General features: G+C 44.9%; 22 protein-coding genes. 2 read left to right on the top strand and 20 right to left on the bottom strand.

All coding sequences use genetic code 11. The features are described from left to right. Positions 1-96: 96 nt before the first annotated feature. The 9 genes from AB4Z45_RS24655 to AB4Z45_RS24615 form a co-directional block, all read right to left on the bottom strand. Positions 97-621 (bottom strand): YfiT family bacillithiol transferase, encoded by a 525-nt coding sequence (locus AB4Z45_RS24655; protein ID WP_441912269.1) that lies wholly within the window; start codon positions 619-621, stop codon positions 97-99. Positions 622-732: 111 nt separating this feature from the next. Further along, positions 733-1,278 carry an NUDIX hydrolase gene (locus tag AB4Z45_RS24650; RefSeq protein WP_441912267.1) on the bottom strand — a complete coding sequence of 182 codons (546 nt, stop codon included), beginning with the start codon at positions 1,276-1,278 and terminating at the stop codon, positions 733-735. Between the two features lie 24 nt (positions 1,279-1,302). Next, positions 1,303-1,563, bottom strand: coding sequence for a hypothetical protein (locus AB4Z45_RS24645; protein ID WP_441912266.1), 261 nt, complete (start codon positions 1,561-1,563; stop codon positions 1,303-1,305). Positions 1,564-1,830: 267 nt separating this feature from the next. Beyond that, positions 1,831-2,040 carry a DNA-directed RNA polymerase subunit omega gene (gene rpoZ / locus AB4Z45_RS24640; protein ID WP_053375625.1) on the bottom strand — a complete coding sequence of 70 codons (210 nt, stop codon included), beginning with the start codon at positions 2,038-2,040 and terminating at the stop codon, positions 1,831-1,833. A gap of 16 nt (positions 2,041-2,056) precedes the next feature. After that, positions 2,057-2,674: a guanylate kinase gene (gene gmk, locus AB4Z45_RS24635; protein ID WP_441886903.1), complete on the bottom strand. Its 618-nt coding sequence runs from the start codon at positions 2,672-2,674 to the stop codon at positions 2,057-2,059. Between the two features lie 13 nt (positions 2,675-2,687). Then, entirely contained in the window at positions 2,688-2,948 is a 261-nt protein-coding gene (gene remA, locus AB4Z45_RS24630) for an extracellular matrix/biofilm regulator RemA (RefSeq protein WP_005548256.1), read from the bottom strand. A gap of 326 nt (positions 2,949-3,274) precedes the next feature. After that, positions 3,275-5,164, bottom strand: a complete 1,890-nt coding sequence (locus AB4Z45_RS24625; RefSeq protein ID WP_441912265.1) for a bifunctional homocysteine S-methyltransferase/methylenetetrahydrofolate reductase — start codon at positions 5,162-5,164, stop codon at positions 3,275-3,277. Between the two features lie 30 nt (positions 5,165-5,194). Next, a complete protein-coding gene (dapF, locus tag AB4Z45_RS24620; protein ID WP_441912263.1) occupies positions 5,195-6,025 on the bottom strand; it encodes a diaminopimelate epimerase in 831 nt (276 codons plus the stop codon). Between the two features lie 121 nt (positions 6,026-6,146). Next, positions 6,147-8,930, bottom strand: coding sequence for a calcium-translocating P-type ATPase, SERCA-type (locus AB4Z45_RS24615; protein ID WP_441912262.1), 2,784 nt, complete (start codon positions 8,928-8,930; stop codon positions 6,147-6,149). Between the two features lie 178 nt (positions 8,931-9,108). Between AB4Z45_RS24615 and AB4Z45_RS24610 the strand changes: the two genes are divergently transcribed. Continuing rightward, positions 9,109-10,872 (top strand): Rqc2 family fibronectin-binding protein, encoded by a 1,764-nt coding sequence (locus tag AB4Z45_RS24610; protein ID WP_441912260.1) that lies wholly within the window; start codon positions 9,109-9,111, stop codon positions 10,870-10,872. A 165-nt stretch (positions 10,873-11,037) separates the two neighbouring features. Here AB4Z45_RS24610 and AB4Z45_RS24605 read toward each other — a convergent pair whose 3' ends face one another. The 10 genes from AB4Z45_RS24605 to AB4Z45_RS24560 all read right to left on the bottom strand — a co-directional run bounded on the left by AB4Z45_RS24605 (position 11,038) and on the right by AB4Z45_RS24560 (position 22,750). After that, positions 11,038-12,141 carry a glycoside hydrolase family 18 protein gene (locus AB4Z45_RS24605; RefSeq protein ID WP_441912312.1) on the bottom strand — a complete coding sequence of 368 codons (1,104 nt, stop codon included), beginning with the start codon at positions 12,139-12,141 and terminating at the stop codon, positions 11,038-11,040. Between the two features lie 118 nt (positions 12,142-12,259). Then, a complete protein-coding gene (locus tag AB4Z45_RS24600; protein WP_441912259.1) occupies positions 12,260-13,366 on the bottom strand; it encodes an acyltransferase in 1,107 nt (368 codons plus the stop codon). Between the two features lie 15 nt (positions 13,367-13,381). Next, positions 13,382-14,731, bottom strand: coding sequence for a glycosyltransferase family 2 protein (locus AB4Z45_RS24595; RefSeq protein WP_441912311.1), 1,350 nt, complete (start codon positions 14,729-14,731; stop codon positions 13,382-13,384). A gap of 630 nt (positions 14,732-15,361) precedes the next feature. After that, a complete protein-coding gene (locus tag AB4Z45_RS24590; protein ID WP_441912258.1) occupies positions 15,362-16,228 on the bottom strand; it encodes a PHP domain-containing protein in 867 nt (288 codons plus the stop codon). Continuing rightward, positions 16,219-17,130, bottom strand: a complete 912-nt coding sequence (locus tag AB4Z45_RS24585; protein ID WP_076268257.1) for a selenium metabolism-associated LysR family transcriptional regulator — start codon at positions 17,128-17,130, stop codon at positions 16,219-16,221. The genes AB4Z45_RS24590 and AB4Z45_RS24585 overlap by 10 nt, the downstream gene beginning before the upstream one ends. A gap of 132 nt (positions 17,131-17,262) precedes the next feature. Next, positions 17,263-17,688 (bottom strand): hypothetical protein, encoded by a 426-nt coding sequence (locus AB4Z45_RS24580; protein WP_372238996.1) that lies wholly within the window; start codon positions 17,686-17,688, stop codon positions 17,263-17,265. 287 nt (positions 17,689-17,975) lie between these two features. Continuing rightward, positions 17,976-18,239 carry a YlbG family protein gene (locus tag AB4Z45_RS24575; RefSeq protein ID WP_053375618.1) on the bottom strand — a complete coding sequence of 88 codons (264 nt, stop codon included), beginning with the start codon at positions 18,237-18,239 and terminating at the stop codon, positions 17,976-17,978. 200 nt (positions 18,240-18,439) lie between these two features. Beyond that, positions 18,440-18,934: a YlbF family regulator gene (locus tag AB4Z45_RS24570; protein ID WP_076268255.1), complete on the bottom strand. Its 495-nt coding sequence runs from the start codon at positions 18,932-18,934 to the stop codon at positions 18,440-18,442. Between the two features lie 70 nt (positions 18,935-19,004). Beyond that, complete coding sequence (locus AB4Z45_RS24565) at positions 19,005-21,050, bottom strand: helicase-associated domain-containing protein (RefSeq protein WP_441912256.1); 2,046 nt, start codon at positions 21,048-21,050, stop codon at positions 19,005-19,007. Then, on the bottom strand, positions 21,047-22,750 hold the full coding sequence (locus AB4Z45_RS24560) for a DNA repair helicase XPB (protein WP_441912254.1): 1,704 nt from the start codon (positions 22,748-22,750) through the stop codon (positions 21,047-21,049). Before AB4Z45_RS24560 ends, AB4Z45_RS24565 begins: the two co-directional genes overlap by 4 nt. Before the next feature lie 197 nt (positions 22,751-22,947). On the opposite strand from AB4Z45_RS24560, the gene AB4Z45_RS24555 reads away from it, so the two are divergent. Then, positions 22,948-23,793, top strand: coding sequence for a thermonuclease family protein (locus AB4Z45_RS24555; RefSeq protein WP_441912252.1), 846 nt, complete (start codon positions 22,948-22,950; stop codon positions 23,791-23,793). Between the two features lie 65 nt (positions 23,794-23,858). Here the strand turns inward: AB4Z45_RS24555 and AB4Z45_RS24550 are convergent, their stop codons facing one another. After that, positions 23,859-23,951: an IS3 family transposase gene (locus AB4Z45_RS24550; RefSeq protein ID WP_441880815.1), complete on the bottom strand. Its 93-nt coding sequence runs from the start codon at positions 23,949-23,951 to the stop codon at positions 23,859-23,861. Positions 23,952-23,963 lie beyond the last annotated feature (12 nt).

The raw sequence follows: 23,963 nt of genomic DNA, 5'->3' as shown, positions 1-23,963 counted from the left end.
CGATAAAATGATAAGCCGCATAATAAGTATCTAGCTTATCATGTTATATTATTTGAAATGTGTAACTTTATTTGTCAATGATAATTRCGAATTGTGCTACCAATCCTTGCGTTCCCTTAAGCTTGTAATTTGGGCAACATGATGTTTGCCATGCCAAGCTACAAATCCAAGAAAATAAGCTAATCCAATTTGACTGCCCTTCTCTGGATGATAGAACATTTTTTCGAAATCTGAAGCATTCATTGAACGAAGCAGCAATACCCAGCGTGCATAAATACCCTCTACAATCGCTAAGCTGATATCTGTCGATGCTTGCAGGCTGTCAGCGGTTTCTGCCCAGCGTTCCCCGTTAAAGGGCTTAATCGTCGGATTGAACTCCGTCAGGGCTAGCTTGAATCGTGTGAAACTATTCATCGATGCATCTGCCAAATGATGAACGACCTGGCGCAAGCTCCATCCGCCGCTTCGATAAGACGTATTCAACATGTCTTCATCCAAATCTGCCAAAGCTGCTCTTAGCTGTCCTGGGAGCTTCTCAATCTCTACAATCCATTGTTCACGCTGCTTAACCGTCATTCCCTCGAACGAGTACCTGCCAATTGGATAACGTAATTTGTCCATTCCGTTCCCTCCTGTTCATTCGTCCTGCACCTGCAAACACTGCTTCTATCATATCATATGCGGCAGAAAATTCTAAGTAATCCATTCACATTTCAAGCTGTAATTTATGTTTTATTTCCCTTGATTAAGCGCTGCTTTTCTTAACTGATGAGCAAGCTTGTACAGCTCGGCAATATCATATCTGCCTATTTGCTCGAACCTACCTACTGCCTCATCAATATCCACGACATCAACGGCAATGACTTGCTCGCCGTCTGGCGGATTAAGCGGTGCCTCCACCAGATTAACCTCGCCATAGCCGACTAGCCGCACAAAATGCGGATGCGGAATATGCGGCCTATATGGCTCAGCAGCAAACGAGCGGCATTGAAAGCAGCCAAACAACGTATAAGAAACCAATTCTGCACCAAGTTCTTCTTTCACTTCACGAACAAGGGCGTCCATATGGTGCTCGTTAGGCTCTAAAGTCCCTCCGGCAAGTTCCCATCTTCCGTCATCTAGCTTCATTACTACATATTGGTCGCCAACCGTAGGTATGATGCTAATATTGCTAACAGATTTTTCTGCCACTTCGTAATCAAGAGAGAAACAGTTTTCAACCAAACCCCATACTATACCTTTAGATAATGTTGGAAAAGATTGCAGGCTTATATTCATTTTGATGTACGTCCTTATCGACTATTATTGGTTATTCAYCATTTTCAGAAATTCRAAGATTCCAACTGACATGCCAATCCCTACAAGCACAATAAGAAAGCCAATAACATAGTTCATCCATCCTGAGCGTTTGCGTCTTGGCTTAGCAACGAGCCGCTTGACCTGTTGATCGAGCTTGTCTAATGTCTCTTTTATTTCGCGGAGTTCCTGTTCATCTGCCATCATTCTCGCACTCACAGCCTCTCTTTGAAACGATATGGCCTGCTCAAACTCGCTTATCAACAATATGTTTGTTCTCTTTGATTTCTTTCCTCAGCATTTGGATCTCTGTATTAAGCATTTCCACTTGCTTGGTCAATTTAGACGAGTTTATTGAATCTCGGATAATAAATGACAATAGAAACAAGAAAACAACCATAATTATAATCGTAAAAAGAATGGGATCCACAGGATTGCTCCTTTCAAAAATTGTGAGCATTAAAAAAGAAAAAGGAGTGTAATACTGTCTCCAGTATACACTCCGCTGTTCTGTTTACTATAATAAAACAGATCTTAATCCTCTTTTGTTGCTAGGTTTTCCACTTGGAGAATGTCACCGTAAATTTCTTCTAGCGCCACACCAACATACTTGCGGGAGCGCGGGTTTTTAAGCTCCGACTTGTCTCCGTTGCGAAGCATGCGTGCGCGTCTTGAAGCTGCTACGACAAGCGTGTATTTACTGTCAACTTTTTTCACCATTTCATCAATGGACGGATATAACATCGTTCATTCTCCTCACTCATGCTTTCTCAATTGCGGCAACCATTCCCGAAACGTAAGGTAAATATCTTTCTCTGCGGCAATGCTCTGCAATCATGATGCTGCGAATACGATCGCATGCAGCATCTATCTCATCATTCAATACCGCATAGTCGTAGTGACCGAGCAAATTCATTTCTTCAACGGCCACAGACATGCGATTATTGATCGTATCCAATGTTTCAGTACCACGTCCGGTAATTCGCTGCTTCAGCTCATCCAAAGATGGTGGCAACAGAAATACAAAAATACCTTCGGGAAACTTTTGTTTCACCTTAAGCGCTCCCTGTACCTCGATCTCCAAAATAACATCCTTGCCGCTTTCTAAGGTGCGTTCAACGAAATCACGCGGTGTACCGTAGTAATTACCAACATATTCAGCATGCTCCAAAAGTGCGTCACGCGCAATCATATCTTGGAACTGCTCTCTGCTTTTGAAAAAATAATTCACGCCATCCACTTCACCCTGACGCGGTAGCCTGGTCGTCGCCGACACAGAATAAACCAGCTCAGGAACCTTGTTGCGAAGAACCGAACAAACCGTTCCTTTGCCAACCCCTGAAGGGCCGGACAATACAATTAACAATCCCTTATCCATATTACTCCCCGTACTATTCGTCGTTATCGTCGTCCTTAGTGGATAATCGGTGCGCAACTGTTTCTGGCTGAACCGCCGATAAAATCACATGATCACTATCCGTAATAATTACAGCCCGTGTGCGACGACCATATGTAGCATCGATAAGCATATGTCGGTCACGCGCTTCTTGAATGATCCTTTTAATCGGAGCCGATTCAGGGCTTACGATTGATATAATGCGATTTGCAGATACAATATTACCAAATCCGATATTAATAAGTTTAATAGCCAAGCCTCGTTCCTCCTCCGCCTACGGTCTTCCCTTGTGCATCTGTCTACAAATGTTCAAATACCTTTTATATTTTATAAATGTGAATACGACAAGTTCGCGTTCTTGCCAAATACCGACAGAACTACTGCACTATTGTTGACGAAAAAAGTGTCGGACATACTTCCGTTACAGGCTTTATAAGCCATTATAAACGATTTTAGGCAGCCTGTCCTTACCACGCTGAACATGTGCGGCATCTGTATCCATGATTCATTTTAATTGATTTTTCACGAACGAACAAGCGAAAATGCGAAAACAAGCAAAAAAAGGCTGTTTTCGCATCTATTTTATCGATTTAGTTGTGTACGCTCAGTCTTCTCCCAAACGTATTTGGTAAGCTGAACACCCATATCATAGAACATAAACGGTGTGATTAAATATATGCCATTAAAATGCGGCAAAGCAACGTCGAGCAGCTCCTTTGCAATTTGCACGCCTTCCGCTCGGCCCGCTTCCCCTTCAAGACCCGCCATGCGCTGGCGAACCTCATCAGATAGCTGGATACCAGGCACCTCGTTATGCAAATATTCGGCATTCCGTCCGCTGGCCAGCGGCATAATTCCGATAAATACAGGTACTGACAAATGCTTCGTTGATTCTGCGATTCTCTCAATTAAGCTTGGGTCATAGACAGGCTGTGTCATAATGTAATCTGCACCCGAAGTAATTTTACGCTCAAGCCGTTGGACCGCTTTGTCTAAATGCTTCACATTAGGATTAAATGCGGCGCCTACAACAAACTTCGCTTTTTGCTTAAGCGGCTTGCCTGAGAAGGCTGTTCCATCATTCAACTGCTTAATCATACGAATCATCTCGAAGGAAGTAAGGTCATAAACGGAGCTCGAATCCGGCAAATCGCCAAATCGGGCAGGATCTCCAGTTACAGCGAGCACATGATCGATATCGAGTGCATCAAGACCCATCATATGTGACTGCGTACCAATCAAGTTGCGATCTCGGCAAGCGATATGCACGAGCGGACGAATGCCTACTTTCTCCTGGACAAGCGCTGCTAGTGCAATGTTGCTCATTCGCGTAACAGCTAGTGAGTTGTCAGCCATCGTAACCGCATCCGCCTTTGCTTCCTTCAACGCAGCAGCACCAGCCATAAATTTGCGAATATCCAAATCACGCGGCGGGTCAAGCTCAACAATAACGGTGTGGCGCTTCTGAACCAAATCTACAATGTTAGGCTCCTGCACCGTTTGTTTCAATGGCGCAGCATCTGCTGTATCAGCTGATTTCTCAACTGGCTTTACAACAATTCTCTCTGCTGCAGCCGAATGAACAGCTGCTTGTCCGAGTTGTGGAACGTAGCCATCTAGCGCCTCGGCAATTGCCTTAATGTGCTCAGGAGTCGTACCGCAGCAGCCGCCAATCAAGCGCGCGCCGCGATCTGCAAAGCGCAAAGCTGTTTCTGCAAAATATTCAGGTCCTGCGGGATACGTATATTTGCCATCAATATAGTCGGGTATACCTGCGTTCGGATATACCGATAATGGCAAGCCAACTGGCCCCGTTATCGAGTCGATCGCTCTCATAATCCCATTCGGGCCGCTGCGGCAATTAAATCCAACCATATCAGCGCCCTCTTCTTGCAGCAAATCGAAGGCTCCCTTCATGCCATTCCCGTCCTGCGTGCGGCCAACATCCTCGACTGCAAACTGGCAAATAACTGGAACATTTGACGCTGCTCTAGCAATCTTAAGGGCAAGCAGCATTTCATCAAGATCATAGAAGGTTTCCAGCAAAAGACCATCCACGCCCTCATCAAGCAGCGCATGCATTTGCCGCTGATAGGCTTCAATTACTTTAGCTGTTCGTAAATTTTTCAGCTTGCCGTCTCGAATGGAGCCAACCGCGCCTACAACATAAGCATCATTGCCAATCGCTGCACGAGCTGCACGTACACCAGCACGGTTAATTGCATCCATTTCGTCTTCTAAGCCATATTTCGAGAGCTTCTCAAGATTGGCTGAGAACGTGTTTGTCTCAATTACGCGTGCGCCGGCTTCATAGTAGCGACGGTGAATATTCTCGATTACATCGGGACGGTTCGTATTGATTTCCTCATAAGAAACGCCGACAGGGAACCCCATCTGATATAGATAGGTTCCCATCGCGCCGTCCCCGGTTAAGATACGCTGCTGGAGCGCTTCCCTCAAATCCGGTTTCATTATATTCATACCACCCATCTTACTTTGCTCTTAAAACTCGCCGCAGAATGATACTGCAGCTGGTCCAGACATATATACATGATTATCGGATTCATTCCACTCAATCAATAGGTCGCCGCCTTTGAGTGAAACCGTTGCTGTCCGATCTGTTGCGCCAGTGAGTACAGAAGCAACTACAGTTGCGCAAGCGCCTGTACCGCAAGCTAGCGTTGGTCCTGCACCGCGCTCCCAGACGCGCATATCGGTATGCGTACGGGAGTTCACCGTAACGAACTCAACATTTATTTTGCGTGGAAATAACGGATGTGTCTCAAGTTTGGGACCCCAAGTGCCTAGATCAAAATTCACAGCATCATCAACATAGATGACACAATGAGGGTTGCCCATCGATACAGCTGTAAAACGGAATTCACGACCGTCCACCTCTATCGGATGTTCAACGACTTGCTCCGCATCGATTGTTGTTGGTACGCGTTGGCCATTTAGAATCGGCTCTCCCATATCTACGCGCACAGATGACACTTTGCCATCTTGAACGGTGAGCTGCACTTTTTGAGCGCCTGCGCCAAGTGTTTCGATTGTAATCTCTTCTTTATCGGTTAAGCCATTATCATACACATATTTAGCGACGCAGCGAATGGCGTTGCCGCATTGCTCAGCTTCTGAGCCATCAGAATTAATAATGCGCATACGGAAATCCGCGATTTCTGAAGGCAAAATATAAACGAGACCATCTGCCCCGATTCCAAAAAACCGGTTGCAAAGCTGTATCGCTAATTCCGCAACATTTTCTGGAAGCTGCTGCTCGCCTGCAATCACCACAAAGTCATTTCCCAAACCGTTCATTTTTGTAAAATTCATCTGAATGCCCTCTCCTTGCTACATCTCTAGGTATGATAAAACTATGATTAATTGCTAATAGCATACCGCAAAGCAAGGAGAAAGGCTATTCATAATTTGTATCAAGATTTGTATTTTTTCGTTATCTTGCCGCGGTTTGAGGGCCTAACGGCCATTTCGTTTTACCTTTATTTTTCTTGGAAGTGCCGAATACACTGCCAATTCCCATTAAGAAAGTAGGAATTCCCGCAGCTACAAAGACGAGACACCATTCACGGAAGTTAAGTGGAACGGTTTTGAAGATAGGCTGCAATGCATCGATATAAAGCACTCCGACCATCAACACTAGCGAAGACAATACGGCAAGCACCAAATATTTATTTTGGAACGGATTACGGTGAAAAATGGAACGCGAGCTTCGGCAGTCAAATACATGGATGAGCTGTGCCATAACGAGAGTAGCGAAAGCTACCGTTTGCGCCTTCATCAGGTGAGCAGCATTGTTTGGACCGTCTTGAAGCGTAATCCAGAAAGCGCCAAGCGTACATACACCTATCAGAATGCCTCGGCTTATAATTTTCCAGCCCAGCCTGCGGGAGAAGATGCTCTCCTTTGCCGAACGAGGCTTTTGCTGCATTAAATCCTTTTCTGCCTGATCTACGCCAAGCGCCATTGCCGGCAGCCCGTCCGTGACCAGATTGACCCACAAAATTTGAATCGGAACGAGCGGAAGCGGCAATCCTGCCATCATCGCAAGAAACATGACGAGTATCTCACCAACGTTTGATGCTAATAAATAACGGATAAATTTTCGGATATTTTCATATATGCCTCTTCCTTCTTCTATAGCAGCTACAATTGTCGAGAAGTTGTCATCACTCAGAACGAGCGCGGACGCTTCCTTCGATACATCCGTTCCGGTAATGCCCATCGAAATTCCGATATCCGCTGCTTTGATCGCTGGAGCATCATTTACGCCGTCTCCTGTCATCGCAACAACATGTCCTTGGCGCTGCAGCGCTTTGACGATACGCAGTTTATGCTCTGGCGATACACGCGCGTATACATAAATATTGTCTACGAGCCGGTCGAGCTGTTCATCGGACATCGCCTCCAGCTGCTTGCCGCTCATTGCGATGCCTCCGCGCGGCATAATGCCTAGTTGACCTGCAATTGCTTCTGCTGTCAGCTGATGATCTCCAGTAATCATAACGGTTTTAATTCCCGCACGCCTGCAGTTCGTAATCGCTTCTTTCACTTCGCGGCGAGGCGGATCGATCATCCCAGTCAAGCCAACGAATACAAGCTGACTCTCTACGTCTTCTTCGGTCTCACAAGCGTCGGATGCGCGCAAATCCCGGTATGCAAGTCCCAATACACGAAGCGCTGACTGCGCCATAACCTCGCCTGCTTCAGCGCATTTTCGCTTCAGCGTTGCAGTAAACGGAACGACCTTCCCTTCCCAAAGAACATAAGAGCAATGATCCATCAGTAAATCAGGGGCGCCCTTGGTGCAAATAAGCCGCCCGCCTTGGTGCGATACAACAACTGACATCCGTTTGCGCTCCGAGTCAAATGGAAATTCCTTCTCCCGTTTATAAAGCGGCTCCAATGATTTGGCAGAGGAGCCCAGCTTAGCTGAAAGTACAGCAAGCGCACCTTCAGTCGGATCTCCCTTAAGTATCCACTCTTCATGCTGCTCCTTGTTTCTGCGCTTGCCCGTATCTACAGCTTCTACCTTCGACAGCTGTGCGTTATTGCACAAGGCGCTGACTTGAAGGAGACGTTTAATTGATAAATCATGCTTAATGTCAAGCGCATTGCCAGCTTCATAAATTGCACCATTTGGAACGTAGCCCTCACCGCTCACTTCAAGCTGTCTGCCGCCAATCCAGACATGGGTAACCGTCATTTTGTTTTGTGTCAGCGTCCCTGTTTTGTCCGAGCATATAACGGATGCGCAGCCTAATGTTTCAACCGAAGGCAACTTGCGAACGATTGCCTTCCGTTTAATCATCCGCTGAACGCCAAGAGCTAAAGCGATGGTCACGATTGCTGGAAGCCCCTCTGGAATAGCTGCTACCGCCAAGCTAACACCTGCAAGGAACATGCCGTACGCTGGCTGGCCGTGCAAAATACCTGCAATGACTACCATAATCGTCAAGCCGATCGCCACAACGATTAATATTTTGCCTAACTGCTCTAAACGATGCTGCAGCGGCGTTTCCATCGATTCAGTCTGTTGAATAAGTCCAGCTATTTTGCCCATTTCCGTATCCATGCCTGTACGAATGACGACTGCGCGAGCAGTCCCCCTTGTGAGCATCGTTCCCATGAAGCCCATATTGCGCTGATCACCCAAAGGCAAGTCTTCCTCTGCAATCGTTGCAGCGTGCTTACCAACGGGGACAGACTCCCCTGTCAAAGCGGACTCTTCCACATAGCAGCTATTGGCTTCAAGCAGCCGCACATCAGCCGGAATGCGGTCTCCGCTTTCCAAATAAATAAGATCGCCCGCCACAAGCTCCTTCGCTGGAACGGTCAGTAGTTCCCCTCCGCGAATAACCTTGGCTGTCGGAGCGGATAATTCCTTAAGCGCCCGCAATGAGCGCTCGGCTCGAAATTCCTGCACGAATCCAAGTACGGCGTTGAGAGCGATGATCGCAACAATCGTAATTGCATCTAAATATTCGCCCAGCAAGCCAGAAATCAACGTTGCACCCATTAAAACGAGTACCATAAAATCCTTAAATTGATTAAGGAACAACAAAATCGGTGAGACACGCTTGCCCTCAGACAATTCGTTTTTTCCATTTTCTTCTAGACGTTGCGCCGCTGCCGACGTAGTCAGTCCTTGATCTGGGGAGCTGACTAATGCGTCAATCAGCTCAATTGTCCCCATTTGATGCCATTTCATTTGTTCCATGGTTTAACTCCCTCCTGTATTATGCCGAGCCAAGCAGCTAAGTTGTCGGCCCTTCGGACAGCCTTTATAGGGTAAATGTATTCGGACAGCCCTTAAAATATCCCATAAAAGACTTAAGTTTTTGGCTCAACTATGGCATGATAGAGAAAGACTTACAAAGGAAGCGAGGAACAACACCATGGCATTAGACGGCATCGTCACCCATGCAATTACGCAAGACCTACAGCGCTGTGTCGGAGCGCGTATACATAAGATTCACCAGCCTACCAATCATGAGCTTGTTTTCAGCATTCGCGGAGCCGGCATGCAGGGCAAATTGCTCTTGTCCGCCAACCCAACCTATCCAAGGGTGCACTGGACAACCGGTACGTACGTCAACCCTATGGAAGCGCCTATGTTTTGCATGCTGCTTCGGAAGCATTGCGAAGGCGGACTGATTGAATCCGTTCGTCAGGTTGGTCGGGAGCGTATCATTCATATTGAGGTTAAACATCGGGACGAGCTCGGCGATTTATCGAATAAAACGATTGTTGTGGAAATTATGGGGCGTCATAGCAACATTATTTTGATGGACCCTTCAACCGGCCTCATTCACGATGGCATCCATCATGTAACGCCAGCCATAAGCAGTCACCGCATCGTATTGCCAGGCAGCACCTATACCTCTCCGCCTGAGCAAGGCAAACTTGATCCGCTTTCGATTGTGAACAAGCAGCAGTTTTTGGACGCTTTAAGCGATACGGATGAAGCCGCTCCTCTTTACAAAAGACTAGTCGACAAGCTAAGCGGCTTTAGCCCTTTGCTCGCCAAAGAGCTGGTTCATCGGGCAGGTGCAGATGTGCTACCAGAGGCTGAACAAGGTTCTGAGGAAAGCGTAGTGGCGGTTTGGAAGAGCTTCGCAACCTTTATGGAACAAGTAAAGCAAGACATTTATAAACCTACAATTAAAACCAACGCAGATACCGGCAAGTCCTTTTTCTCTGTCACTGAGCTTACGCATATCGATGGAGAAGAAACGGTATTTCCAGACATTAGTGCCTGCCTTGAAGGTTTCTACGGCAATAAGGCTGAACGCGATACCGTTAAGCAGCGTGCTGCTGACCTTATCCGATTCGTTCAAAATGAAAAAGCCAAAAATATTACAAAAATCAAAAAGCTTGAGGATACGCTCGTTGAAGCAAAGGATGCTGAAAAATATCGGGTGCTGGGCGAGCTTCTTACTGCCTATATGCATCAGATGAAGCGCGGCGACACAACGATTGAGCTCGTCAACTTCTACGATGAGGAGCAAGCTGTAATAAAGATTGATCTTGATCCGCATCTCACTCCTTCTGACAACGCTCAGCGTTATTTCCGGCGTTACACGAAGCACAAAAACAGTCTATCCATCGTGGCCGAGCAAATGGAGCTCGCTCGTACAGAAATTCAATATTTTGAAACCTTGCTTCAGCAGGTCGATAACGCCTCGCTTGGCGATATAAGCGAAATTCGTGACGAGCTCGTGGAACAAGGCTATATGAAGGAACGTGGACGCCGCGGTCCAAAGAAGAAAAAAACGCTTAAACCAACCTTGCTTTGTTATACCTCTTCCGAGGGGGTAACGATGTATGTCGGCAAAAACAACACACAAAACGAATACTTGACGAACCGCCTTGCTTCACCTTCTGACACATGGCTGCACACAAAGGATATTCCTGGTTCTCATGTCGTTATAAAAGGCGGAGACTTTGGCAATGCAACACTTGAAGAAGCCGCTATGCTCTCTGCGCATTATAGTCAGGCTCGCGACTCCAGCTCGATTCCAGTAGACTACACAACGATACGTCATGTACGTAAGCCAAGCGGTGCTAAGCCAGGGTTTGTTATCTATGACAATCAGAAAACATTGTTTATTACACCGGACAAGCGACGTATCAAATCGCTGGCATGTCAGCTGAAATAAACAGCTCTAGCGTTACTGCAACATACTCCGTTGCTGCCTGCATTCTCTTAATTTGCAGCATCCGGAAATTTTCATCAAACAAAAGAGAAAAGGGAACTTCCTTGGATAAGAAGTTCCCTTTTGCTGTATTTCAATAAAGCTTCCTGGCCTCGCTTATTCCTCTATCTAATCCTCAGTGCCTAGCTCCTTGTTCAAGTTATCTGACAAGTATTGAATAATTCCATTCTCTGCATCCTGTGCATATTCCCATACCATTGAACCTGCTAGATCTTTTTGCTTGATGTATTTGACCTTTTCTCGCAAAGCTTCCTTGTCTTCATAACTAATGAAGGTACTGCCGTTAAATAGGTAAGCTGCTTTTGCTTGATCGTCAAAATAACGCCTAAATCCATTTTTATCCAAATATTTATCCTCAATATTTCGATAATGAATATTTACTTTCTCGATATCGATTGGCTTACCCTTGGCAAAAAAAACATCTTCATCACTGTTCACATCTGTCCAGCCATATGAATAAGCTGGGATGCCAAGCAGCAGTTTCTTGCTATCAACTCCGTGATCCAGAAAAGCTCGCACGATCTGATCCACGCTTAGAGTCGCTTTATTCCCTTTATCTTTGTAAAGATTAGCATTAAATCCTGTCGTTTCGGACCATCTGCCGGTGAGATCGTAGCTCATGACATTGATGAAGTCGACATACTTTTCCACGGCTTTCACTTCTACATTTTTAAAATACCAATCTTGTGTACCTGCTGCAAAAGTAAGAATATACTTTTTGTTTCCTTTATGCGGCAGCAGGTTTAACTGTTCTCTTAGCTCTCGCATTAAGCTTGTGAAGTTTTTTGTATCCTTTGGACTCGCCTTTACGGTTCCCCATGCGTCAAAAGCCGGAAACTCCCAGTCAATATCGACACCATCGAGATCGAGCTCCTTGACCAAATCAATAATATTTTTCGTAAATACATATCGATTGCCGTCGAGTGAAGCGTCTGAGAAGCCATCTACGCCGTAACCCCCAACGGCAAGAACAAATTTTGTCTTCGGATTATTGGCTTTGAGCTGCATAATGTTTTGTTTGATCTGCTTGTTCCCTTCTTCTTTTTCATGAAAGAACAAACCAGTACCGGAGATTTTGGCGAAGGCAACAAAGGCGATATCTACGCCCTGCTCCGATAATCTTACATCCTTTGGGTCGCGCCATGCTTCGATATATACCGTTGACAACTTCCGATCCTCTGCGTTTACGCTTTGGTAGAAGTAAATGCCCATACCAACAAGAAGCACAGCCACAAGCGCTTTGGTCAAAAAATTTACTTTTAGCGCTTTCGTTCCTTTTCGCGCAGTTATCGTTTTTTTCCCTTTTACCGTCTTCTTCACATTCACCCCGCTACCCCCTTCCGCCGAATAAAATATGCGTTACCCACCGATTCAAATTAAACACTTTGACAACGATATAACTAATCGAGAAAATCGCAACGATATTAAACAAAAGGCTTAATGTCGTCTCAAGGAATGTTGCATCGATAGCCACATCCCTTGAAACCATCGTATCCACCAAGAGATGGATTAAATAAATGCTGAAGCTTGCCGTAGAGACGGAGCCTATTACTTTTTTAACCTTATAATTTGTTTTCCGGCTAATCATCGTATCTTTTTCCTTAAAAAACAGAAACACGCCGACCGCCATTAAGAAGCTTGTAATGGAATAGTTGCCGTAAAACATCTCGTCCAGCACCCCGCCGTATGAGGACACTACATAAGTCAATATTGGGGTTAGGAAAAAGGACAAGATGCCAAGATTAAACAATGTGTGCTTAACAACGGGACGAAGCTCGACATTAAAGAGATAGTAGCCAAGCACAAAATAACCTAAATTGCCCATAAAAAACGGAATATTCATACTAGGTACATATAGGTGCTGATCGGTTAGGCGTAAGAAGATGTCGGATACTAACCGGTACAAGATACTGACGATAAACCATAAGATTAGAAAATATCTCAGATCCTTCTCACTGCATGAGCGTACGAGCTTCCCGATTAGCGGAACGGTCATATAAATGGCAATAATAGCGTACAAAAACCACAAATGAACGTAGTTTCCGTCTGTTACTAATTTCTTGCCAAAATCGAGAATGAACTCGTACGCGCTCATTTGGCTTTTGAGTATGTAATACTCCTTGTAATAGCCATAAATTAATGACCATGTAAGCAAAGGAATGATCAGAGGCAGTATTCTTTTCTTATAAAATCCTTTATAGGACTTCACTTCGATTCTCAAAATCATGGCACCGCTGATCATAAAAAATACTGGAACTGCAAAACGGCAAATTGAGTTGAACACATTGCTGACCCACCATGAGGTTGTCGTAAAATCATTCGTTCGGGTCAGCAGGGATGCAGTAATATGAAGCACGATAACGGCTACTATGGAGAGAATCCTTAATAAATCAATATACATAATTCGATTATTTTGAACATGGGCTGTGTTGCTCATAATGTCCCTCCAATATTATCTCGAACTTGCCACTGTATTTTGGCTAATGGATGCGACGCCCTTGCGTTCGACAAAACCCCATCCTTCATCATTGTCGAAATATTTGAATGTTCCAATGATGTTAATGTAGAGGAGCACAAATCGGTAAGTGAACAATTCCAACTGACTAAATCCGAACATTTTAATATAATCCAACAACGAATAATTACTGCCATATTTTTTGCACAAATAGAGCGATATCACGATTTGAATTGCATTCACTAACATCGTGACAAGGAATAGTACAATCGCTGCCCATATGCCGCTGCCCGATGTAATGGCGTGCGCCATGTGGAAAATCGTCGTAAATGCGGTTAACGTACCAAGTACGAAGCCGTCTATTGCAAAAAACAAGCTGACGCCGATGCTGAAGCTCCGAGATAATTTCGACCAATAAATGAGGATACAATCCACAAACGCTTTCTGCCAACGAATACGCTGCTTGTAGAAGTTTTTCATATTTTCCGGACATTCGGTGTAGCATACCGCCTCCGGCGCGTAGACCAGTCTTTTTTTGAGTTTATTTGCTTTCATGTACTCGTGGATTTTTAAAGTGATGTCGATATCCTCGCCAACCGTGCTTCTGAACCCGTTCACATCAAACATGAGTTCTTTGTAGAAGGCTCCGAATGCGCCTGAGATAACGACGATGGAGTTAAATAGCGATTGTGTTAATTTGCGGACGTAGAAGCTGTGGATATAACTAATGACTTGGCTCTTTATAATGCCTTTTCCTATAAATTTCTCCATAATGACGCCGTCTTGACGTTCTGCGCCTTGTACGATTTTGACGGTTCCCCCAAGGGCAATAATGTCGCTGTCGTGAAAATATTGATTTACGTATTTCAAGGAATTTACTTCAAGCATACTGTCAGCATCAAGCGTAATAACAATTTCGCCATTCGCATAATCGATGCCAGCATTAAGTGAATCGGCTTTGCCGCCATTCATTTTGTCCATGACGTAGATGTTGGGAAATTTGCTTGAACGGTAAAAACCTCTAATTCTTTTATATTTCAGTTTTTGACTAGCCTTTCTGTAATCATTCCGAAGGTCCAATAGTTCTTGCAGCTTGTTAAAGGTTCGATCTTTAGAGCCGTCATTTACGATAATGATCTCATGATTCTGATAATGCAGACCCTGCATCGCATCGATGCAATTTTTGATCGTAAGCTCCTCGTTATACGCAGGAACCAGGACCGATAACGACTTCTCATCAAGCTCGTTATTGAGCTTTCGCACCTTGCTGAAGAACAACGGAATAACCGTATACAGCAGTTGAAAGATGAGAAAAACAACGGTTGTCGCATACAGCATGTACTGAATAACTATCCACTCCTTCATTTAACAATGGCGATTACGAACCATTGCTACGTTTCTTTTTCTAGTTTCAACCTATCTCATCATTATCAGAATTGTAAAATCTCACCAGTTTTCAATAAAACGAATACATCTGCTATTATCTATCGTTTTCTATCATTTCCTTCGGTTTACTTGCTAAAAGCCAAATGTTTAACTTCCAATCATTTGCAGATTTTGTCGAATTAAGGGTGTTTCTAGTGGAATGAACTGATAGTCCATTTTTTTGAAAGCGTATAACCAACCTCCCTAGTGGGTTTTTTCTTTGCAGCTTCTATTAAATAAAAATCGACAAAATCTATAATTTTCACTTTGTAAATGATTTATGAAATTTATGTTTGCTCGTTCTCGTCACAATTTTGTCATATTTATATTTAATTATGGAGTTAAAAACCATATTTATGATTTATTAATTCAAAAATTGCATAACAACTACAAATATCTATACCGCCATTTTCCAGATGCAAAAAATTCGCCCGAAACCGCAAAAAAGAGGCAATCCAAAGGTTATAAGCCCTTAAGATTGCCTCTTTCATTAACAATTCGTTTCATTGCATAGTAAAGCGTTCGCTTCAAGTCCTCAGATTGGTAAAGTCATCATCCTGAAGGCTGAAGCTGCTTTAGCACGCTTGCATTTACGGTACGGCTGCCCACCTCGCCATGAAATACAACGCCTTGACGCGATCCATGGAAATCCGATCCACCTGTAACGATCAGGTTGAAGTCCGCTGCAAGCTGCCCGTATCTTTGCTCTTCTTCCGGTCCATGATCGGAATGGAACACCTCGATGCCCTGCACGCCATAGCGAACCAGTTCTTCGACTAAAGAATCATTGTTGTATAAACCAGGATGTGCAATAACACTTGTGCCTCCCGCTTCTCTAATCCAGTCAATCGCCTCAAATGGAGTCAATCTCGGTGGATTGACATACGCCGCGGCGCCGGCAGCCAAATAACGATCGAAAGCTTCCTTCATATTTTGAACGAAACCCTTTTGAATAAGTGCAGCAGCAATATGCGGGCGACCAATACTTACTTCGGCTGCTTGGAGCTCTTCCTTCGAGCTTTCACCATGAGCCGCAGCGATAACATCATCCATAGACAGCACAACGCCAAGCTCATTTAATTTAGTTATAATCATTTCATTCCGTTGATCTCTTAGCCCGCGCAGACTCGAAAGACGCGATAACCACTTCTCGTCGTCATTATTCGTGTAATAACCGAGAATATGAATATCCGTTCCTTCTGCCACCGTGCTCACCTCAACACCGGGAACCACCGTAATGTTTAATCGTTCGCCTTCAAGCAATGCTTCAGCTACACCAGCCACCGTATCGTGATCTGTAATAGCAATCGCAGCAAGCCCTGCTTCTTTGGCTAGACGAACATTATCCGCGGGGCTTTGCATGCCATCAGAAGCCGTCGTGTGCGTATGCAAATCAGCAAGTCCGTTCATTAGAGCCATTGCTGCAAATCCCTCTCTCTCAAAAAACTTAGAAAAGTAACAGCTGATATCGGCAATATAGCCGATTTTAAGTATATCGAATAAAACTGTCGTTGGAACTTGGAATCCGACACTTTAATCATTCGAATTAAATCAAGCGCAACTTCATGTTTGACAGAGGAAGATGAAATAAAAGATATGCCAAGGCCTGCTTCAACTGCAGATTTGACAGCGCCAGTGCTGCCCAGCTCCATTACGATTTTCATCGATGCAGGATCTATATTTTTTTTCCTCAGCTGCTCCTCCATGACAAGTCTTGTCCCCGAGCCTTGCTCACGCAGAACAAACGGATATTCCATCGCTTCTTCCAATGTAACCGATTCTCGATCGGCTAATGGATGCGATTGCGATACGATCAATCTAAGCTCATCGCTCATTACCGCCTCCATATGCATATCGGGATGATTGACAGGAGCTTCAATTAATCCGAAATTAAGCTGATGATTCAAAATATCCTCCATAATTTGCGATGTATTCATAACTTTCATACTAATCGAAATATGCGGATATTCCTGTCCAAAAGGACCAAGCAAGCGCGGCAAAATATATTCACCTATCGTTAAGCTCGAACCGAGCTGCAATCTTCCCTTAAGCTGCTTCGTGAATGCTGACATCGCCTGATCTGTATCTCGTATAAGATCGATGCTCCTCTGCGCATAAGGCATAAGAGCCCGTCCAGCTTCTGTAAGCTCGATTCGCTTCGTTGATCGCTGAAGCAGCTTCGTGCCAAAATAATCTTCCAGTGACTGCACTTGCATCGTAACGGCTGGCTGAGTCATATGTAATGATTGCGCTGCAGCTGAAAAACTGCCGCGTTCCGCAACCGTGCAAAATATGTGCAGTTGATGAAAATTAAGCGCCATCGTTCAATCATCCTTTCTTCTGGTGCTTATTATACTATAAACCTTGTACAGAATCTTACAACACGCACAAAAAAAGCGTGCAATCTGTTTTAGGATTGGACGCTCCACTCTTTGATATATAGGTACAAAGTCTCATTTTCTTTTTCTGCTGCTTTTGACGAGAGTCATGCGCCGTGAATGGCGAAGCCACGAATAGTAGGACTTTAGATCCCTTAGCTCGATTGTTTCTGACATGCGCCCAAGGAAAGTTACTATGATCATTTTATGTAGCGGAGTTCCGGTTATATCCGTTTCTGTCATCGAGTCCGCAAATTCAGCAACAAATACGAGATCGTCGTCAATTAAATAAACGTCCTGCTCATTGCGGTAATAAGGCTCGATGCGGCCTTGTTTCAAGCATTCCCATAAATATTCAGCTATATCTTCATAACCGGTTTTCTCGCTTTCTATCCGGTCAAGCCAACGACTTTTGGCATGGTTTGTAATAACGATATCCGCTACTTTTTTGTCACCTAGATCAATATAAAACGACTCATATGTGTTCCATCTTCTCGTCATTCTATCTTTCACTTCGCAACCTACTCCTTCCAAAGAACCAGGGCTTTTATACTATGAATTTAATTCCATTCTATCACGATTGTCCGAGATTACAACAAAAAATTAAAGTCCGACCATATTTGTAAGTTTTTGGCTATTATAATAAAAAAAAGACGTTTCTCAGTGTTATTGCACACCGTGAAACGTCTTTTAGTGCATGTTTTGAAGTTTTTACCAATATTTCCTTCGTTATGCGATTGATTAACTTTACGAACAACGTCATCAGACGAGTGTTTTCGACTAAACCTTTACAAACTATAAAATCTAGTTTTATCTTCGCTGTCTTTGCTGTACTCTGTCTTAATCTCGTTTCGATACGATCGTTCAATCTTCCGTACGTACGAGAGCTTCCCCATCTGCCGCACAGCCTCTTCAGAGCGTTCCGCATTCATATACATCACAACGTAATGCATCTTCCGCGACATATAATGAACCGTCCCGAACCTCTCCAGTGATCTTGCCGCTTTCAAATCACTTACCCAAACGATATAACCTGTTCGATCCGGTAGCATCTTTTCCCTCCTAAAAGGTTTGCGTAGCAAACCTCACTTCGTAAGCATTTACCTAGGTTTGCGTAGCAAACCTCACTTCGTAAGCATTTACCTAGGTTTGCGTAGCAAACCTCACTTCGTAAGCATTTACCTAGGTTTGCGTAGCAAACCTCACTTCGTAAGCTTATGCTTCTTCCTTATTCGCTCTTATGGCTTCTAACTTAACCGCAACCGCCGCTTCCACAGCTGCATGAGCCGCCGCTTCCACAGCTACCGCCTCCGGCAGCTTTTTCATTGCCAGGGACTTTAATATTGTCTGAAACGGACTCCGCTATCGTGCGGGATACATCATAAAGCATTTCATCGACAATCTGCTCGGCCAGCTTGAAGCGGCGAACGCTTTCAATTTCGCTTAGCTCTCGTTCGATTTGCTTCACTTTGTCTTTCGCTTCGTTGTAGTCAGGATGAAAGCGCCCGAATCGTTGGCATTCCTCAAACAGTATCTTCGCTTTATCGAACCGTTTGGTAATTTGCTTCACTTCTTCATCTTCATTCACAGCAGACTTCCAATATAAATATTCGGCAACTTCAGCCGATTGATTAATCGAATCACCTAAATCATAGGCGCAAAGCAGCAGCGACGCCATATCGAGAGAAGAAACGCCGCCTTGCGGTTGCTCCAACTGAATAGCCGTTAAACCTTCAGCAGTTGGCATTTATCCACCTCTTTCCCATTCGCTAAATTCTACACTATCATATCATATTTAATTAGCCAATAGATAGAGATTATATTGGGCTGCCCTGACCTGGTATCACTAAGCACATCTCTTCCCACATATCAGGAGTCAGCCTGATCAGCTCTCGCTGCGGGTCATCACGCAGCAGCCCGACGACGGCCCAGTCGTCGCCTTGCTGCTCAAGCTTCTCAGGCACAAACGAACGAAGCTCTCTTTCCATGCGAAGCTGTACAGGCGTTTGCCATTGCAATGCCTTCTCGATTAATTCTTTTCTTGTTGAATGATGGTATGCACGCAGCTGCTTTGTCCACATGGAAGGCACAAGCTCCATTTCAGAGAACAAAAGCGGTTTTTTCCTAGCCTCTAAATCACTGAGTTCATAATGATGAAGCGGAAAAGCTTCATAAATATAAGAAGGAGCGGGTATTTTTGATTCCTCCTTCGGCAGAAGCTCAAGTAAGCGCGATCCCTCTATATCGATACTAACGAATGGATAATTATATTCGTCATTCGCAAATTCTGTCTGAACCATTTTGCGTGCGGGATATCCTGCTTTTTGCAAACATGCTCGAATCTCACTTATACGAGACTTTTCAACAATGAAATCCAAGTGACCAAGCTTCTCCATCAATAAAGGGGCTACTCCGGAATCATTTTCCACTATTGCCGCCATCTCTTCACTATCGCAGCGCAGCAGCGCAACTTCGGCGAAGAAAGTACGGCTAGCACGGCTCGTCCATACTTCCAACAAAGCGATTACCGTAGTAGGCAAATGATCTCCGCCTGATGCCTGCTCAAGAAAGCTTTGAATGGAGGCTCTTGATCTTCCTTGCTCCAGCGCCCTTGTAATTGATGCTGTTTCAAGACGGTAAACAGAAACCTGCTCATCTGATTTGCGTTCAGCTATAAGCTCCAGCTCCCACCTTATCCAGAAGGGACATTCTGGTTGTACAATCAATTCCCCATTCGGTTGAACGGTAACAACTGCATCAAGCTCCTGTACCTGCATCGGAGGCTCTTTACGTAATGGAGCAGCTGCTTTCCATCTGAAAAAAAACTCATTGTCTACTGCTTGCTGACAATCTACCAGCTCCATCCAGCCTAGATTATGCCATAAACCAAACCAGCTTGGCCTTGGTTGATTTCTATTTATGTTTTGCTCCTGGACTGTATCAGCAACGATCCGATTCTCATGAAGCCACGTATCCACACGCTGATTAGAATACCATTCACCTGCTTGAAGGCTCGTCAACGAGGCAGCCAAATGGGCGTTTCCACCTGCGGCTGGAAGCAGCAGCGCCAAGCACCAATTCATTAATTGATATTCTCTCACAGCCTCATCAAGCATTAGCCATTTTCTAAGCTGGTCATCATTCCATTTCAATGCCCCATTCACTGCTGTTAACAGCCCAAACGCAAAACCCGCTTCCAAAATGAAGGCAACCTGTACAGGATAAATATCTGAGTAGGACCATTTCAGTTCAAATGATTTAAGCCAGCACTCCTCCAAATCCGCAGCCTGCAGCAGCTTAGCAATCGTCTTTTTGGGAAGCGTGCCGTTTGTCGTAAGAGATAAGCCGCTTCGCCCCAATAACGAAAAGGCACTGAGCAGCTGTCTGCCAAGCGGCCTGCAATATGGTCGCATGACACCATTCATTAGTCTTTCCCTCTGATGCTCAGTCAGCGCCTCAGCTTTGTATGGGAATAACATCCTCTGCCATACTGCGAAACATTCTACAGGCATAAAATACAAACTCTCTCCCCATACTTTATGTACCGTGAATAATACGCCCCATTCCTCAAGCTCTGCCAATGCGAGCTGACATTCCGCCCCTGAGAGGCTTGTGTTGTTCCGAAGAACTTTAAGGAGCCGTTCTCCGTCTGCGGGAGCAGCTGCAAAATAACGCAGCATTTCCGTCAATACTTCCGCTGCATGCGGCGAGAGCATAGATACAGCTTCTCGAATTGTCTCATCGTCTACCGCTGCTTCTCCCCATGACAGGCCTCTTTGACCAGCTGTCTTCCATAGCGGTCCCTGCATCATATGATCCAAGCGCTCAGCAGATAACTTGCCTAGCAGCTGTTTCATTTTCATAGAGCAGCAGCCTCCTCAAGCTTATCCTCAACATGCGGCAAACTAAGTCTCTCGTAGTGATACCCTTGCTCCAGCATAAAAAGCTGTCTTTTCATCGCAAATTCCGTTTCCTTCGTCTGATCCGTTACAATGGTATAAAACCATGCGCAATTGTTAATCGCTTTTGGGCGCAGCAATCTCCCAATCCGCTGAGCTTCCTCTTGCCGTGAGCCAAAGCTGCCGGATAATTGAATGGCTACGGATGCATCAGGCAAATCCACTGCAAAATTAGCTACCTTGGATACGATTAACACCGATATGTCGCCTGCTTTAAAGCTGTCATAAAGCATTTGTCGCTCCAATTGCGGCACCTCTCCCGTCAGCAAGGGAGCGCCAATAACTGCGGACAGCTCATGCAGCTGGTGCAAATACTGGCCAATAATTAAAGTCGGTTTGCCTGCATGCTCCCGCAATAGCTGCTCTACAACTTTGATTTTTGCGGGATTTTCCGCAGCCAATCTGAGCTTGGAACGCGCAGAGGCCTGTGCATACAAAGCCGCTTTACTTATATGTAGTGGAACCCTAATCTCCGTGCAAGCTACTGTCGCTATATACTCGCCAGCCTCGGCTGTCTTCCATTGCATGTCGAACTGCTTTGGACCTATTAATGAATATACATCCTCAGCACAGCCATCCTCACGTACGAGTGTCGCAGTTAATCCAAGCCGTCTTGTCGCTTGTATATCTGCAGTCATCCGGAAGACTGGAGCTGGCAGCAAATGCACCTCATCGTAAATAATTAGCCCCCAATCCCGTTCGGAGAACAGCTTCATATGGGTAAAAGGAGACTCCTTGGATTTGCGATGCGTCAAAATATTGTAAGTTGCTATCGTAACAGGGCGTACCTGCTTCAATGTGCCGCAATATTGACCTACATCCGCATCCAACAGCGACGTTTTATCCAGCAGCTCGTCTTTCCATTGTTTTACGGAGGTAGAATTAGAGGTAAGAATAAGCGTTGCTCTACCCAAACGAGCCAATGCGGCTATGCCCACAATGGTTTTTCCCGCTCCGCAAGGCAATACGATTACGCCGCTTCCGCCCTCCACTTTGCCTTCCTTATAAAAAAGCTCAACAGCAGCTTGCTGATACTCCCTTAAGTCAAACAAACGATTACGCAGCGTATGCTTCCTCAGCTCTACCGTAAGCTCCTCGCCCACATGATAGCCTGCTAAATCAATGACAGGATATCCAAGCCGTGTCAGCTCCTGCTTCAAGGCGCCTCTACAGCCTTCATCAAGCTCCCAAGCGGCATTAAGCCGTGCTTTTACCCAGCTTGTTATTGACGGTTGTTCCGAAAGCTCATCCAAAATAGCTTGTTCTCCGTGCAGCATCAGTTTGTTCGATTCCGTAGACAACCACAGCTTGCCATATCTGCTAATCAGTTTGCGAATCATTACCTCCGCTTGAAATGGCAGCTCGTATCTGCTGTATTCTGTTAGCCAACCTATGATTTCTTCCCCAGTAATCCCAGCTGCTGCTGCATTCCAGAGAGTCAAAGGTGTCATTCGATAAGTATGGATCGCTCCAGCTCTTCTAATTGCATCCATGAAGAGAACGAGCTTATCTCTAGCTTGCTGTGCATGTGGCTTGCGTTCATCAAGCAGAACCATTAAGTCTGATTGCACAATTAATGGCCGATCGTTTGGATGCTGCATCATTCTCCTCCTTCAAAAATTCATCAAAACGGCCTTTCAAAAAAACAGCCTAGATCTTGCTCTTCCTCACAGTATGAAGAAATTAACACCATTTTATGCTTTAAGTATCTGGACAACTGCGCGATTTTTATGTTCAAGATGTGTTATAGTAATAAGAAGATTGTATATAAACTGCAAATTGGGGTGGAGGTACCGCATCTATGAAAAGAATTATAATCATTCTCCTCATGCTCATTTGCATGCCGCTTGCCGGCTGTACGGCCATTTCCGAGCTTTCTTCGAACGTTATACAAACCAACCAATGGTATCCGGTAGCTGGCTTTATAGATGGTGATACTTTCAAAATCAAAACAGGTTCTAGTGAAACGACGATTCGACTACTTTATGTAGATACGCCGGAGACCAAGAAACAAGATAGTCCAGCCGATCCATTCGGACCCGAAGCCGCTGCCTTCACTGAGACGCTTCTGACAGAGTCGCAAGAGGTTAGGCTTACCTTCGATAAGGAGCTTAAAGATCGCTACGATCGAACGCTCGCAATCGTGGAGCTGAAGGATGGACGAATATTAAACGAGGCGCTTATCGAGGAAGGTCTTGCGAAGGTACTCATCATAGAGCCTAACGTCAAGATGGAAAACGCATACAAGCAGCTGGAGCAGCAAGCTGAACAAGCTAAGCAAGGTTTATGGAGCAATGACGCCGAAATTAATCACACAAGCTTCCCTGTAAAAAAAGCGGCGCGAAGCGGCATTACGATTGAGGTGGACAAACAAGCCGAGCTTGTCACCATAACGAATACGACGGATGATGCCATTCAAATGAAAGGCTGGAAGCTGGTCAGCGTTCGAGGCAATCAAACCTATCCGTTTAGCCAATATGTCCTGAATGCACAGAAAAGAGTAGTCATTTCCTCAGCAGACGAGGTGCGTTCATCAGATGATGACCTGCTCCTTTGGGGAGCAACAAATATTTGGAACAACAAAGAATCGGACCCTGCAGAGCTCTATAACGAATACAATGAATTAGTAGCCGTATGGGAAGACTAATAACAAACAAGGCTGTCCAAGTGAACTGCACCCCGTCAAGTAGACAATATTAATAATAAAACCTGTTAAACGGCCTTAGTCCTAAACTCCATTGGACTGAGGCCGTTTAGTTTTGCCTGTAATCGTTCGTTATTGTAAAAGTGGATGTAGGCTTCAATGTCCCGTTCAAG

This window comes from Paenibacillus sp. MCAF9 (genome assembly GCF_052114265.1).
GTDB lineage: Bacteria > Bacillota > Bacilli > Paenibacillales > Paenibacillaceae > Pristimantibacillus.
Note: the sequence above shows the minus strand (reverse complement) of the source record. Positions and strands in the feature narration are given on the sequence as shown.

What these genes read in the sequence shown, in the direction of transcription:
- AB4Z45_RS24655 (WP_441912269.1), bottom strand. Translation starts at nt 621, where the DNA reads ATGGACAAATTACGTTATCCAATTGGCAGGTACTCGTTCGAGGGAATG.
- AB4Z45_RS24650 (WP_441912267.1), bottom strand. Translation starts at nt 1,278, where the DNA reads ATGAATATAAGCCTGCAATCTTTTCCAACATTATCTAAAGGTATAGTA.
- rpoZ (WP_053375625.1), bottom strand. Translation starts at nt 2,040, where the DNA reads ATGTTATATCCGTCCATTGATGAAATGGTGAAAAAAGTTGACAGTAAA.
- gmk (WP_441886903.1), bottom strand. Translation starts at nt 2,674, where the DNA reads ATGGATAAGGGATTGTTAATTGTATTGTCCGGCCCTTCAGGGGTTGGC.
- AB4Z45_RS24625 (WP_441912265.1), bottom strand. Translation starts at nt 5,164, where the DNA reads ATGAAACCGGATTTGAGGGAAGCGCTCCAGCAGCGTATCTTAACCGGG.
- dapF (WP_441912263.1), bottom strand. Translation starts at nt 6,025, where the DNA reads ATGAATTTTACAAAAATGAACGGTTTGGGAAATGACTTTGTGGTGATT.
- AB4Z45_RS24615 (WP_441912262.1), bottom strand. Translation starts at nt 8,930, where the DNA reads ATGGAACAAATGAAATGGCATCAAATGGGGACAATTGAGCTGATTGAC.
- AB4Z45_RS24610 (WP_441912260.1), top strand. Translation starts at nt 9,109, where the DNA reads ATGGCATTAGACGGCATCGTCACCCATGCAATTACGCAAGACCTACAG.
- AB4Z45_RS24605 (WP_441912312.1), bottom strand. Translation starts at nt 12,141, where the DNA reads ATGGGCATTTACTTCTACCAAAGCGTAAACGCAGAGGATCGGAAGTTG.
- AB4Z45_RS24600 (WP_441912259.1), bottom strand. Translation starts at nt 13,366, where the DNA reads ATGAGCAACACAGCCCATGTTCAAAATAATCGAATTATGTATATTGAT.
- AB4Z45_RS24590 (WP_441912258.1), bottom strand. Translation starts at nt 16,228, where the DNA reads ATGGCTCTAATGAACGGACTTGCTGATTTGCATACGCACACGACGGCT.
- AB4Z45_RS24585 (WP_076268257.1), bottom strand. Translation starts at nt 17,130, where the DNA reads ATGGCGCTTAATTTTCATCAACTGCACATATTTTGCACGGTTGCGGAA.
- AB4Z45_RS24580 (WP_372238996.1), bottom strand. Translation starts at nt 17,688, where the DNA reads ATGACGAGAAGATGGAACACATATGAGTCGTTTTATATTGATCTAGGT.
- AB4Z45_RS24575 (WP_053375618.1), bottom strand. Translation starts at nt 18,239, where the DNA reads ATGCTACCGGATCGAACAGGTTATATCGTTTGGGTAAGTGATTTGAAA.
- AB4Z45_RS24570 (WP_076268255.1), bottom strand. Translation starts at nt 18,934, where the DNA reads ATGCCAACTGCTGAAGGTTTAACGGCTATTCAGTTGGAGCAACCGCAA.
- AB4Z45_RS24565 (WP_441912256.1), bottom strand. Translation starts at nt 21,050, where the DNA reads ATGAAAATGAAACAGCTGCTAGGCAAGTTATCTGCTGAGCGCTTGGAT.
- AB4Z45_RS24560 (WP_441912254.1), bottom strand. Translation starts at nt 22,750, where the DNA reads ATGATGCAGCATCCAAACGATCGGCCATTAATTGTGCAATCAGACTTA.
- AB4Z45_RS24555 (WP_441912252.1), top strand. Translation starts at nt 22,948, where the DNA reads ATGAAAAGAATTATAATCATTCTCCTCATGCTCATTTGCATGCCGCTT.